The organism is Rhizobacter sp. P5_A1, from assembly GCF_056400745.1.
Window position 1 is genome coordinate 1 of sequence record NZ_JBFUKR010000008.1, and the last position, 12,933, is coordinate 12,933.

Below are 12,933 nucleotides of genomic sequence, written 5' to 3' on the forward strand. Positions count from 1 at the left end.
GCCAACGTCAAGATGAGCATGAACCCGTTCGACGAGATCGCCGTCGAAGAGGCCGTGCGGCTGAAAGAGAAGGGCATCGTGACCGAGGTGATCGCCGTCTCGTGCGGCGTCACGCAATGCCAGGAGACGCTGCGCACCGCGATGGCGATCGGCGCCGACCGCGCGATCCTGGTCGAGACTGCCGACGAGCTGCAGCCGCTCGCAGTTGCCAAACTGCTGAAGGCGCTCGTCGACAAGGAGCAGCCGGGCCTCGTGATCCTGGGCAAGCAGGCGATCGACGACGACTGCAACCAGACCGGCCAGATGCTCGCCGCGCTGTGTGACCTGCCGCAGGCCACCTTCGCCTCGAAGGTCGAGCTCACGGCCGACTCGGTGAGCGTCACGCGCGAAGTCGACGGCGGCGCCGAGACCCTGAAGCTGACCCTGCCCGCGATCATCACGACCGACCTGCGGCTGAACGAGCCGCGCTACGTCACGCTGCCCAACATCATGAAGGCGAAGAAGAAGACGCTCGAGGTGCTCAAGCCCGCCGACCTGGGCGTCGACATCAAGGCGCACCTGAAGACACTGAAGGTCAGCGAGCCGCCCAAGCGCAGCGCCGGCATCAAGGTGCCGGATGTGGCGACGCTGGTCTCGAAGCTCAAGAACGACGCAAAGGTGATCTGAGATGGCTGCACTCGTTATTGCGGAACACGACCACGCGTCGATCAAGGGCGCCACGCTGAACACCGTGACCGCCGCGCTCAAATGCGGCGGTGATGTGCACGTGCTGGTTGCCGGGGCGAACGCGAGCGCTGCGGCCAAAGCTGCCGCGCAGATCGCCGGTGTGAGCAAGGTGCTGCACGCTGATGGTGAACAGTTCGCGCACGGCCTCGCCGAGAACGTCGCGGCGCAGGTTCTGACGCTCGCAAAGGACTACAGCCACATCCTGTTCCCGGCCACCGCCGCGGGCAAGAACGTCGCGCCGCGGGTGGCTGCCAAGCTCGATGTCGGCCAGATCTCCGACATCACCAAGGTCGACAGCGCCGACACCTTCGAGCGCCCGATCTACGCCGGCAACGCGATCGCGACGGTGCAGAGCCTGGATGCGATCAAGGTCATCACGGTGCGCACGACCGGCTTCGATCCGGCCGCGGCGAGCGGCGGTTCGGCCGCGGTCGAAAGCGTCGCGGCAACGCCCGACTCGGGCAAGTCGACCTTCGTCGGCAGCGAGATCGCGAAGAACGACCGGCCCGAGCTGACCGCCGCGAAGATCATCGTCTCGGGCGGCCGCGCGATGGGCAGCAGCGAGAAGTTCAACGAGGTGCTGACGCCGCTGGCCGACAAGCTCGGTGCCGCGCTCGGCGCGAGCCGCGCCGCGGTCGACGCAGGCTACGCGCCGAACGACTGGCAGGTCGGACAGACCGGCAAGATCGTCGCGCCGCAGCTCTACATCGCCGCCGGCATCAGCGGCGCGATCCAGCACCTGGCCGGCATGAAGGACAGCAAGGTCATCGTCGCGATCAACAAGGACCCGGAGGCACCGATCTTCTCGGTGGCCGACTACGGGCTCGAGGCCGATCTGTTCACGGCCGTGCCCGAATTGGTGAAGGCGCTCGGCTGACCGGCGCGTCGCCGACACGACGAATCCAAGGGCGCGCAACGCAGGTTGACGCGCCCTCTTTCCATCCGGAGACAAGACATGAGCTACCGCGCCCCCGTCAACGACATGCTGTTCTGCATGAAGGAGCTTGCCGGCCTCGAAGAGATCGCGAAGCTTCCCGGCTTCGAGGACGCCGGCGTCGAGACCGCGCGCGCTGTGCTCGAGGAGTGCGCGAAGTTCAACGAGGGCGTGATCGCGCCGCTGAATGTCGAGGGCGACAAGAACCCGTCCAGCTGGCGTGACGGCGTCGTCACGACGACGCCGGGCTTCAAGCAGGCCTTTCGGCAATTCGGCGAGGGCGGCTGGCAGGGCCTGCAGCATCCGAGCGACTTCGGCGGCCAGAACCTGCCGAAGACGATCGGTGCGGCCTGCATCGAGATGCTCAACAGCGCCAACCTCAGCTTCGCGTTGTGCCCGCTGCTGACCGATGGCGCGATCGAAGCGCTGCTGACCGCCGGCACACCCGAGCAGCAGCAGCTCTACCTGCCGAAGATGATCTCCGGCGAGTGGACCGGCACGATGAACCTGACCGAGCCGCAGGCGGGCTCCGATCTCGCGCAGGTACGTACGCGCGCCGAGCCGCAGCCGGACGGCACGTTCAAGCTCTTCGGCACGAAGATCTTCATCACCTACGGCGAGCACGACATGGCGAGCAACATCGTCCACCTCGTGCTCGCACGCGTCGCCGGCGCGCCCGAAGGCGTGAAGGGCATCAGCCTGTTCATCGTGCCGAAGTTCATCGTCAATGCCGACGGTTCGCTGGGCGCGCGCAACGACGCGCACTGCGTCAGCATCGAGCATAAGCTCGGCATCAAGGCGAGCCCCACTGCGGTGTTGCAGTTCGGTGACCATGGCGGCGCCGTCGGCAGGTTGATCGGCGAAGAGAACCGCGGCCTCGAATACATGTTCATCATGATGAACGCGGCGCGCTATGCGGTCGGCATGCAGGGCATCGCGGTGGCCGAGCGCGCCTACCAGAAGGCCGCGGCATTCGCGAAGGAGCGGGTGCAATCGCGCCCGGTCGACGGTTCGCTGCCGGGCAGCGGACCGATCATTCGGCACCCGGACGTGCGCCGCATGCTGATGACGATGCGCGCCTACACCGAAGGCTGCCGCGCGATGGCGATCACCGCGGCCGCGGCCTTCGATGCGTCGCACCATCATCCCGATGCCGAGGTCCGCCGACAGAACCAGGCCTTCTACGAATTCATGGTGCCGCTCGTGAAGGGCTACAGCACCGAGATGAGCGTCGAGGTCGCGAGCCTGGGCGTGCAGGTGCACGGCGGCATGGGTTTCATCGAAGAAGCCGGCGCCGCGCAGTACCTGCGCGATTCGCGCATCCTGCCGATCTACGAGGGCACGACCGCGATCCAGGCGAACGACCTGGTCGGCCGCAAGACCGCGCGCGACGGCGGCCGCACCCCGAAGGCGATCGCCGCGCAAATCAAGCGCACCGAGGACGAACTCGCGACGCACGACAGCGTCGCGGCGAAGTCCATGCACAAGCACTTGCGTGCGGCGCGCGAGGCCTTCGAGCAGGTCGTCGACTTCGTCGCCGGCAACACCAAGGCGAGCCCGAATGCGGTGTTCGCAGGCTCGGTGCCTTATCTGATGCTTGCCGGCAATGTCGTCGCCGGCTGGCAGATGGCGCGCGCGCTGCTTGTCGCCGAAGACCAGCTCGCGCCAGCGGCGGGCACCGGCGCGGGCGATGCGGCGTTCCTGAAGGCCAAGGTCGCGACCGCGCATTTCTACGCCGAGCACCTGCTGAACAAGGTGCCGGGGCTGCGCGGTTCGATCGTCGAAGGCGGTGACAGCGTCACCGCGCTGGCGCTCGACTCGTTCTGATCTTCATCTCCCTCGACGAACCGAAAGCCCCCATGCGCCTTCCCGGAGTTCTCGCCACGCTGCCGCTGCCCATCATCGGCGCGCCGCTGTTCATCATCAGCAACCCGAAGCTCGTGATCGCGCAGTGCAAGGCCGGTGTCGTCGGTTCGATGCCGGCGCTCAATGCGCGCCCGGCCGAGCAGCTCGACGACTGGCTCGCCGAGATCACCGAGACGCTCGCGGCCTACAACCTCGCGAACCCCGATCGGCCGGCCGCGCCATTCGCGATCAACCAGATCGTGCACAAGAGCAACGACCGGCTCGACCACGACATCGCGATGTGCGCGAAGTACAGGGTGCCGATCGTGATCACCTCGCTCGGTGCGCGCACCGACGTCAACGACGCGGTGCACGCCTGGGGCGGCGTCGTGCTGCACGACGTCATCAACAACTTCTTCGCGAAGAAGGCGATCGAGAAGGGCGCCGACGGCTTGATCGCGGTCGCCGCGGGTGCCGGTGGCCATGCGGGCGTGAAGAGCCCGTTCGCGCTGATCCAGGAGATCCGCGAGTGGTTCGACGGGCCGGTCGCGCTGAGCGGTTCGATCGCGAGCGGCGGCGCGGTGCTGGCGGCACAGGCGATGGGCGCGGACTTCGCCTACATCGGCTCGGCCTTCGTCGCGACCGATGAAGCGCGCGCCGTCGAGGGCTACAAGCAGATGATCGTCGACAGCAGCAGCGACGACATCGTCTACAGCAACCTCTTCACCGGGGTCCACGGCAACTACCTGAAGGGCTCGATTCGAGCGTCCGGCCTGGATCCCGACAACCTGCCCGAGAGCGACCCGAGCAAGATGAACTTCGGCGGCGCCGGTTCGGCCAAGGCCTGGAAGGACGTCTGGGGCTGTGGGCAGGGCATCGGCGCGATCAAGAGCGTGCAGCCCGCGGCCGAGCTGATCGCTCGGCTGACACGCGAATACCAGTCCGCGCGGCAACGCGTCGCTTGCGCTTGACATCACCGCGCCACGGCCGCATGTAAGCCGCGTGGCGTTCAGGTCCTCGACAACGTGCGGTGGTAAAGTCGCGCGCTTGAACTTAACAGCTCCTTCCCGTCCCCTTGACGCTTTGGGTCAAGGCGGGTCGCTTCTCCGCCCAGTGGTCTAGCCGCGTCGCGGAAGGTTTTCCAACCCACTACAGCGCCGGAAACCGGTGCGAAAGGTGAGCGAAATGATGCAGGAATCCAGGTCGAACTCGTACCTGTTCGGCGGCAATGCGCCGTACGTCGAAGAGATGTACGAGGCCTACCTCGACAACCCGGGCTCGGTGCCGGACAACTGGCGCAAGTACTTCGACGCGCTGCAGCACGTGCCGGCCGTCGATGGCTCCAACAGCCGTGACGTGGCCCACGCGCCGGTCGTCGAATCCTTCGCGCAGCGCGCCAAGGCGGGCACCTTCGGCAGCAAGGCCTCGAGCACCGACCTGGCGATCGCGCGCAAGCAGGTCCACGTTCAGTCGCTGATCGCCGCGTACCGGTTCCTCGGTTCGCGATGGGCCGACCTCGACCCGCTGAAGCGCCAGGAGCGCCCGAAGATCCCCGAGCTCGAGCCGGCGTTCTACGACCTGTCCGAGTCCGACATGGACATCGCGTTCAGCGCCACGAACACCTACTTCTCGACCGCCGAGAGCATGACGCTGCGCGAGATCGTGCAGGCGCTGCGCGAGACCTACTGCGGCTCGATCGGCACCGAGTACATGCACGTGACCGAGCCGACCGAGAAGCGCTGGTGGCAGGAACGGCTCGAATCGATCCGCTCGAAGCCCAGCTTCAATGCCGAGCAGAAGAAGCACATCCTCGACCGCCTGACCGCTGCCGAAGGTCTCGAGCGCTACCTGCACACCAAGTACGTCGGCCAGAAGCGCTTCTCGCTCGAGGGCGGCGAGAGCTTCATCGCGTCGATGGACGAGCTGGTGCAGCGCGCCGGCGCGAAGGGCGTGCAGGAGATCGTGATCGGCATGGCGCACCGCGGCCGCCTGAACGTGCTCGTGAACACGCTGGGCAAGATGCCCAAGGACCTGTTCGCCGAGTTCGACCACACGGCGCCCGAAGCGTTGCCGTCGGGCGACGTGAAGTACCACCAGGGCTTCTCGAGCGACATCACGACCAGCGGTGGCCCGGTCCACCTGAGCCTGGCGTTCAATCCCTCGCACCTCGAGATCGTCAACCCGGTCGTCGAAGGCTCGGTCAAGGCGCGCCTCGATCGCCGCGGCGACAAGGAAGGCGACTCGGTGCTGCCGATCATCGTCCACGGCGACGCGGCGTTCGCGGGCCAGGGCGTCGTGATGGAAACGCTGGCGCTGGCGCAGACACGCGGCTACTACACCGGCGGCACGGTGCACGTCGTCATCAACAACCAGATCGGCTTCACGACCAGCGACCCGCGCGACTCGCGCTCGACGCTGTACTGCACCGACGTCGTCAAGATGATCGAGGCGCCGGTGTTGCATGTGAACGGCGACGACCCCGAGGCGGTCGTGCTGTGCACGCAGCTCGCGCTCGACTACCGGCAGGAATTCAAGAAGGACGTGGTCGTCGACATCGTCTGCTTCCGCAAGCTCGGTCACAACGAGCAGGACACGCCGGCGCTGACGCAGCCGCTGATGTACAAGAAGATCGCCCAGCACCCCGGCACGCGCAAGCTCTACGGCGAGAAGCTGATCGTGCAGGGCGTGCTGCCGGCCGATGGCCCCGATGCGATGGTCAAGGCGCTGCGCGCCGCGATGGATGCCGGCAAGAACACCTACGACCCGGTGCTGACGAACTACAAGAGCAAATACGCGGTCGACTGGGCGCCGTTCCTCGGCAAGAAGTGGACCGACGCGGCCGACACCGCGCTGCCGCTGTCGGAGATCAAGCGCCTGGCCGAGCGCATCACGACCGTGCCGCCGAACTTCAAGGTCCACACGCTGGTCGAGAAGGTGCTGGCCGATCGGGCCGCGATGGGCCGCGGCGAGATCAATGTCGACTGGGGCATGGGCGAGCACCTCGCGTTCGCCTCGCTGGTGGCGAGCGGCTATGCGCTGCGCCTGTCGGGCGAAGACAGCGGCCGCGGCACCTTCACGCACCGCCACGCGGTGCTGCACGACCAGAACCGCGAGAAGTGGGACGTTGGCACCTACACGCCGCTCGAACACGTCGCCGACGGCCAGGCACCGTTCGTCGTGATCGACTCGCTGCTCTCCGAAGAAGCGGTGCTCGGCTTCGAATACGGCTACGCCTCCGCCGAGCCGAACACGCTGGTGATCTGGGAGGCGCAGTTCGGCGACTTCGTCAACGGCGCGCAGGTGGTGATCGACCAGTTCATCGCGTCGGGCGAGGTCAAGTGGGGTCGCGCGAACGGCATCACGCTGATGCTGCCGCACGGTTACGAAGGCCAGGGGCCGGAGCACTCGTCGGCGCGCCTCGAGCGCTTCATGCAGCTCGCAGCCGACAACAACATGCAGATCGTGCAGCCGACCTCGGCGAGCCAGATCTTCCATGTGTTGCGACGCCAGATGGTGCGCATGTTCCGCAAGCCGCTGATCATCATGACGCCGAAATCGCTGCTGCGCGCGAAGGACGCGACCTCGCCGCTCACCGACTTCACGAAGGGCGAGTTCAAGACCGTGATCGGCGAGGTCAGCACCGACGTGCAGCCGGACAAGGTCAAGCGCGTGATCTGCTGCTCGGGCAAGGTCTACTACGACCTCGTCAAGGCGCGCGCCGAGCGCAAGAACGGCGACGTGGCCGTGATTCGCGTCGAGCAACTGTATCCGTTCCCGCACAAGGCGTTCGCGGCCGAGATCAAGAAGTATCCGAATCTCAGCGAGGTCGTCTGGTGCCAGGACGAGCCGCAGAACCAGGGTGCCTGGTTCTTCGTGCAGCACTACATCCACGAGAACATGGTCGACGGCCAGAAGCTCGGATATGCGGGGCGCCCGGCTTCGGCGTCGCCCGCGGTCGGCTACGCCCACCTGCACCTCGAGCAGCAAAAGGCGCTGCTCGAGCAGGCCTACGGCAAGCTCAAGGGCTTCGTGCTCACCAAGTAACGCGCGGACCGACGCACCTCAAAAAGATACCGAGCAAACAAAATGGCAATCGTAGAAGTCAAGTGTCCGCAGCTGTCCGAATCCGTCGCCGAAGCGACGCTGCTGCAGTGGAAGAAGCGGCCCGGCGAACGGGTCGAGATGGATGAGATCCTGGTCGAGATCGAGACCGACAAGGTCGTGCTCGAGGTGCCTGCCCCGGCGGCCGGCGTGATCGCGCAGCTCGTCAAGAACGACGGCGAGAGCTGTGTCGCCGAAGAAGTCATCGCGAAGATCGACACCGAAGGCGTCGAAGCGGTCAGCCCGCTCGACGTGAAGCCGGTGCCGCAGGGGCAACCCGCGCCGGGTGCCACGCCCGGCGTCGTGCCGGCGCCGACGCCCGACGCCGTCGCGGCCAACGCCGCGCCGGCGATGCCGGCCGCGGCGAAGATCATGGCCGACAACCGCATCCCCGCGGGCTCCGTCCCGGGCACCGGCAAGGACGGCCGCGTGACCAAGGGCGATGTGCTGGCCTCGATGGAAGGCAGCGCGAAGCCGGTCGCACTGACCCCGCCGGTGATGGCGCCCGCGCCGGCCCCGAAGGCCGCGTTGCCGAGCGTCGCCGCGCCGCCGGCGCCGTCGCTGGGCGACCGCCCGGAGCAGCGCGTGCCGATGAGCCGGCTGCGCGCACGCATCGCCGAGCGGCTGATCCAGTCGCAGTCGACGAACGCGATCCTGACGACCTTCAACGAAGTGAACATGGCGCCGCTGATGGAGATGCGCAAGCGCTTCCAGGAGCGGTTCGAGAAGGAGCATGGCGTCAAGATCGGCTTCATGAGCTTCTTCGTGAAGGCCGCCGTCGCCGCGCTGAAGAAATACCCGGTCATCAACGCGTCGGTCGACGGCAACGACATCGTCTACCACGGCTACTTCGACATCGGCATCGCGGTCGGCTCGCCACGCGGCTTGGTTGTGCCGATCCTGCGCAACGCCGACCAGATGAGCTTCGCCGACATCGAGAAGAAGATCGCCGAGTTCGCCAAGAAGGCCGGCGAGGGCAAGCTCTCGCTCGACGACCTCACCGGCGGCACCTTCTCGATCAGCAACGGCGGCACCTTCGGCTCGATGCTGTCGACGCCGATCATCAACCCGCCGCAGTCGGCGATCCTCGGCGTGCATGCGACGAAAGACCGGGCTGTCGTCGAGAACGGCCAGATCGTCGTGCGCCCGATGAACTACCTCGCGATGTCCTACGACCACCGCATCATCGACGGCCGCGAAGCCGTGCTGGGCCTGGTCGCCATGAAGGAAGCGCTGGAAGATCCTTCGCGCCTTCTCTTCGACATCTGACATCCGAGGTTCGCATGAGCAAAGCATTTGACGTCGTCGTCATCGGCGGGGGCCCCGGTGGCTACGTCGCGGCCATCCGGGCCGCGCAACTCGGTTTCAACACCGCGTGCATCGACGAATGGAAGAACGACAAGGGCGGCCCTGCGCCGGGCGGCACCTGCACGAACATCGGGTGCATCCCGTCGAAGGCGTTGCTGCAGTCGAGCGAGCACTTCGAGCACGCGGGCCACAGCTTCGCCGATCACGGCATCGGTGTCGGCAAGCTGTCGATCGACGTCGCGAAGATGCACGGCCGCAGGGCCGCCGTCGTGAAGCAGAACAACGACGGCATCCTGTACCTGTTCAAGAAGAACAAGGTCACGTTCTTCCATGGCCGCGCCTCGTTCACGAAGGCCGGCGCGGGCGGCTACGAGATCGCGGTCGCAGGCGACAAGCCGGACGATCTGACCGCCAAGCACGTGATCATCGCGACCGGCTCGAACGCACGGGCGTTGCCCGGTGCGGCCTTCGACGAAGAGACCATTCTGTCGAACGACGGCGCACTGCGCATCCCGTCGGTGCCGAAGACGCTCGGCGTCGTCGGCTCGGGCGTGATCGGGCTCGAGATGGGCTCGGTTTGGCGCCGCCTCGGTGCCGACGTGACGGTGCTCGAAGCACTGCCGACGTTCCTTGGCGCGGTCGACGAGCAGATCGCGAAAGAGGCGCACAAGGCACTGACCAAGCAGGGGCTGAAGGTCCAGCTCGGCGTGAAGATCAGCGAGGTGAAGTCGGTCAAGGGCGGCGTCAGCGTCGCCTACACCGATGCGGCCGGCAAGGAGCAGAAGCTCGACTGCGAGAAGCTGATCGTCTCGATCGGCCGCGTGCCGAACACGACCGGGCTGAACGCCGAAGCCGTCGGGCTGAAGCTCGACGAGCGCGGCTTCGTCGCGGTCGACGACGACTGCAAGACCAACCTGCCCAACGTCTGGGCCATCGGCGACGTCGTGCGCGGCCCGATGCTTGCGCACAAGGCCGAGGAAGAGGGCGTCGCGGTCGCTGAGCGCATCGCCGGCCAGCACCCTCTCGTCGACTTCAACACCGTGCCGTGGGTGATCTACACCTCGCCCGAGATCGCCTGGGTCGGCCAGAACGAACAGCAGCTGAAGGCTGCCGGCCGCGCCTACAAGGTCGGTACGTTCCCGTTCATGGCCAACGGTCGCGCGCGTGCGCTCGGCGACACGACCGGCATGGTCAAGATGCTGGCCGATGCGAAGACCGACGAGATCCTCGGCGTGCACATGGTCGGGCCGATGGTTTCCGAGCTGATCGCCGAGGCAGTCGTCGCGATGGAGTTCAGGGCGTCGTCGGAAGACATCGCCCGCATCTGCCATGCCCACCCGTCGCTCAGCGAAGCGACGAAGGAAGCCGCACTCGCCGTCGACAAGCGCACGCTCAATTTCTAGTTTCATGACGACCCCCACGTCGCTTCGCGCCTGCCCCCCGAGGGGGCGCCCAGGCGCCTTGGGGCGGCCCGGCGGCGCCTGACGTGGGCGTCCGCGCGCTGTACGAACAGACGCTCTCCGAGCGCGGCTACACGGCCGATCCGGCGCAGCTGCGGGCGATCGACTCGCTCGAGCGCTGCGAGACCGAGTGGGCCGACTACAAGGCGCGGCGCGGCAACGGGCTGAAGAAGCTGATCTCGCGACCCCCGATCCCGCGCGGCGTCTACATGTACGGCGGCGTCGGTCGCGGCAAGAGCTTCCTGATGGACTGCTTCTTCAACGCCGTGCCGCTGACGCGCAAGACGCGTCTGCACTTTCACGAGTTCATGCGCGAGGTGCACCGCGAGCTGACCGAGTTGCAGGGCACCGTGAACCCGCTGCAGGAGCTCGCCCGGCGCATCGCGCGGCGCTATCGCCTGATCTGCTTCGACGAGTTCCACGTCTCGGACGTGACCGACGCGATGATCCTGCACCGGCTGCTCGAGGCACTGTTCGAGAACCGCGTCAGCGTCGTGACGACCTCGAACTTCAAGCCCGACGACCTGTACCCGAATGGTCTGCACCGCGACCGCATCCTGCCGGCGATCGAGCTGCTGAAGGCCAGGCTGGAGGTCGTCAATGTCGACAACGGCAGTGACTACCGGCAGATCACGCTCGCGCAGGTCGGGCTGTACCAGACGCCGCTGGGCGAAGCGGCCGACGCGGCGATGACACTTGCGTTCGAGCGCCTCGCCGAGGCGAAGGACGAGTCGCCGCTGCTGCACATCGAGCACCGCGCGTTGCAGGCGCGGCGGCGTGCCGGCGGCGTCGTCTGGTTCGATTTCAAGGAGCTGTGCGGCGGGCCACGCTCACAAAACGACTACCTCGAGCTCGCGACCCAGTTCCACACCATGCTGTTGTCGGGCGTGCCGGCGATGTCGCCGCGCATGGCGTCCGAGGCGCGGCGCTTCACCTGGCTGGTCGACGTGCTGTACGACCGGCGCGTCAAGCTGATCATGTCGGCCGAGACCGAGCCCGAGGGTCTGTACACCGAAGGACCGCTGGCGCACGAGTTTCCGCGCACCGTATCACGCTTGCGCGAGATGCAGTCGGCGACGTTTCTGGCATTGGCGCGGCGCGATGTGGACACTTCGCTGACATGAACCTTCGTCTGCTCGGATTTGCGCTGCTCTGCGGCGTGTCGCTCGGCGCTCGCGCCGATGCCGAGCACGAGCGCATCGCGGCCGAACGAGCGGCGGCGAACACGAAGCTCGCCGAGCAGCAGCGCGAGTGCGCGACGCGTTTCCTTGTCGCGCCCTGCCTGGAGGACGCGCGCACCGAGAACCGCGCGACGCTGGCCCGCTTGCGCCAGCGCGAGTTGCAGCTCGACGAAGCCAAACGCCGGGCGACCGCCGAGGCACGCCGCAAGGCGATCGCCGAGAAGGCCGAGGCGCAACAGGCGCGCGCGAGCGATGCGGCGCCCGAGCCGCCGCGAGTGCGCGTGCGGCGTGCGCCGCAGGCGGCGCCGCTTCCCGCGGGGCGCGCATCCGACAGCGTGGCGCCGCGGCTGCCGGGTGGCGCCGAGCCGGGCGCGGACCGAGCAGCGCTCGAGCAGCGCAATCAGCAGAAATTCGAAGCCAGGCAGCGCGAGACCCGGGCGCACCGCGAGGCGGTCGAACGCCGCAATGCGCAGCGTGCCGCCAAGGGCAAGGTGGCCGCGCCGTTGCCGGTGCCCGAAGGCGCTTCGGCGCCGCGCTGAGAGCTTCGCTCGGCGTCGCGCCGGGCGGTCAATCGAGCGCTTCGACGCGCACCAGCGCGAGCGACAGGTTGTCGCCGCCGCCGCGGGCGCGCTGGCGCGCCTTGCTGACCAGCATCTCGCTCGCTTCGCGCGGCGGCAGCGCCTGCACGATCGCGCCGAGTTCGCGCGGCGTGAAGTAGTGCCACAGGCCATCGCTGCAGGCAAGGATGCTGTCGCCGATCTCGAGTTGATCGACGTGCTTGTGACTCAGCGGCGGATCGGCGTTCGTGCCGAGGCAGCCGGTCAGCAGGTTTGACTGCGGGTGGCTGTTGGCCTCGTCTTCGGTGATCTGGCCCTCGTCGGTCAGCCGCTGCACGTAAGAATGATCGACCGTGCGGCTGACCAGATCGGCGCCGCGGAAGTGGTAGACCCGCGAGTCGCCGGCATGAATGATGTCGCAGCCTCGCGAAGGGCTGACGATGAACGCTGCCACGGTGCTGTGCGGCTCTTCTTCGGAGGTGATCGCCGTCAGCTTGATCATCAGATGCGCTTCGAGCACGAGTTGCTTCAGCGCCTCGCCGGCATCGTCGCGGCTCGGGGCGTAGCGTTCGAAAAGCTGGCTCGCGGTCAGCAGCACCTGGTCGGCGGCCTTGCGCCCGCCGCTCTTGCCGCCCATGCCGTCGGCGAGAACGGCCATCAGGCAGCCCGGCGCACGGTCGTGCTGCAGGATCTCGACCTGGTCTTGCTGGTAGGCACGGTCACCACGGTGCAGGCCGGTCGTGCCGGTGAGGCGGTAGCCCAAGGTCGCTGTGCTCATGGTCGAAAACTATAATCGCATTGCATTCGTCCGCCTCGCCCAA

At 67.1% G+C, this 12,933-nt stretch carries 10 protein-coding genes; 9 read left to right on the forward strand and 1 reads right to left on the reverse strand.

The features are described from left to right. The 9 genes from AC1DTW_RS10715 to AC1DTW_RS10755 all read left to right on the forward strand — a co-directional run. Positions 1 to 666, forward strand: a 666-nt coding sequence (locus AC1DTW_RS10715; protein WP_477981069.1) for an electron transfer flavoprotein subunit beta/FixA family protein, incomplete at its 5' end; no start/stop codon positions are given. 1 nt (position 667) lies between these two features. Then, positions 668 to 1,603, forward strand: coding sequence for an electron transfer flavoprotein subunit alpha/FixB family protein (locus AC1DTW_RS10720; protein WP_477981070.1), 936 nt, complete (start codon positions 668 to 670; stop codon positions 1,601 to 1,603). A gap of 78 nt (positions 1,604 to 1,681) precedes the next feature. After that, a complete protein-coding gene (locus AC1DTW_RS10725; protein ID WP_477981071.1) occupies positions 1,682 to 3,487 on the forward strand; it encodes an acyl-CoA dehydrogenase in 1,806 nt (601 codons plus the stop codon). Between the two features lie 32 nt (positions 3,488 to 3,519). Further along, positions 3,520 to 4,476 (forward strand): NAD(P)H-dependent flavin oxidoreductase, encoded by a 957-nt coding sequence (locus AC1DTW_RS10730; protein ID WP_477981072.1) that lies wholly within the window; start codon positions 3,520 to 3,522, stop codon positions 4,474 to 4,476. A gap of 214 nt (positions 4,477 to 4,690) precedes the next feature. Further along, entirely contained in the window at positions 4,691 to 7,549 is a 2,859-nt protein-coding gene (locus tag AC1DTW_RS10735) for a 2-oxoglutarate dehydrogenase E1 component (RefSeq protein WP_477981073.1), read from the forward strand. Positions 7,550 to 7,591: 42 nt separating this feature from the next. Continuing rightward, positions 7,592 to 8,875, forward strand: a complete 1,284-nt coding sequence (gene odhB, locus AC1DTW_RS10740; RefSeq protein WP_477981074.1) for a 2-oxoglutarate dehydrogenase complex dihydrolipoyllysine-residue succinyltransferase — start codon at positions 7,592 to 7,594, stop codon at positions 8,873 to 8,875. Between the two features lie 14 nt (positions 8,876 to 8,889). After that, positions 8,890 to 10,317 carry a dihydrolipoyl dehydrogenase gene (gene lpdA, locus AC1DTW_RS10745; protein WP_477981075.1) on the forward strand — a complete coding sequence of 476 codons (1,428 nt, stop codon included), beginning with the start codon at positions 8,890 to 8,892 and terminating at the stop codon, positions 10,315 to 10,317. An 83-nt stretch (positions 10,318 to 10,400) separates the two neighbouring features. After that, positions 10,401 to 11,498 (forward strand): cell division protein ZapE, encoded by a 1,098-nt coding sequence (gene zapE / locus AC1DTW_RS10750; RefSeq protein ID WP_477981076.1) that lies wholly within the window; start codon positions 10,401 to 10,403, stop codon positions 11,496 to 11,498. Next, complete coding sequence (locus tag AC1DTW_RS10755; RefSeq protein WP_477981077.1) at positions 11,495 to 12,094, forward strand: hypothetical protein; 600 nt, start codon at positions 11,495 to 11,497, stop codon at positions 12,092 to 12,094. The genes zapE and AC1DTW_RS10755 overlap by 4 nt, the downstream gene beginning before the upstream one ends. A 28-nt stretch (positions 12,095 to 12,122) precedes the next feature. On the opposite strand, the gene AC1DTW_RS10760 is transcribed toward AC1DTW_RS10755, so the two are convergent. Further along, positions 12,123 to 12,890, reverse strand: a complete 768-nt coding sequence (locus AC1DTW_RS10760) for a PP2C family protein-serine/threonine phosphatase (protein ID WP_477981078.1) — start codon at positions 12,888 to 12,890, stop codon at positions 12,123 to 12,125. Positions 12,891 to 12,933 lie beyond the last annotated feature (43 nt).

Coding starts and splice junctions, on each gene's coding strand:
- AC1DTW_RS10720 (WP_477981070.1), top strand. CDS start 668: ATGGCTGCACTCGTTATTGCGGAACACGACCACGCGTCGATCAAGGGC.
- AC1DTW_RS10725 (WP_477981071.1), top strand. CDS start 1,682: ATGAGCTACCGCGCCCCCGTCAACGACATGCTGTTCTGCATGAAGGAG.
- AC1DTW_RS10730 (WP_477981072.1), top strand. CDS start 3,520: ATGCGCCTTCCCGGAGTTCTCGCCACGCTGCCGCTGCCCATCATCGGC.
- AC1DTW_RS10735 (WP_477981073.1), top strand. CDS start 4,691: ATGATGCAGGAATCCAGGTCGAACTCGTACCTGTTCGGCGGCAATGCG.
- odhB (WP_477981074.1), top strand. CDS start 7,592: ATGGCAATCGTAGAAGTCAAGTGTCCGCAGCTGTCCGAATCCGTCGCC.
- lpdA (WP_477981075.1), top strand. CDS start 8,890: ATGAGCAAAGCATTTGACGTCGTCGTCATCGGCGGGGGCCCCGGTGGC.
- AC1DTW_RS10755 (WP_477981077.1), top strand. CDS start 11,495: ATGAACCTTCGTCTGCTCGGATTTGCGCTGCTCTGCGGCGTGTCGCTC.
- AC1DTW_RS10760 (WP_477981078.1), bottom strand. CDS start 12,890: ATGAGCACAGCGACCTTGGGCTACCGCCTCACCGGCACGACCGGCCTG.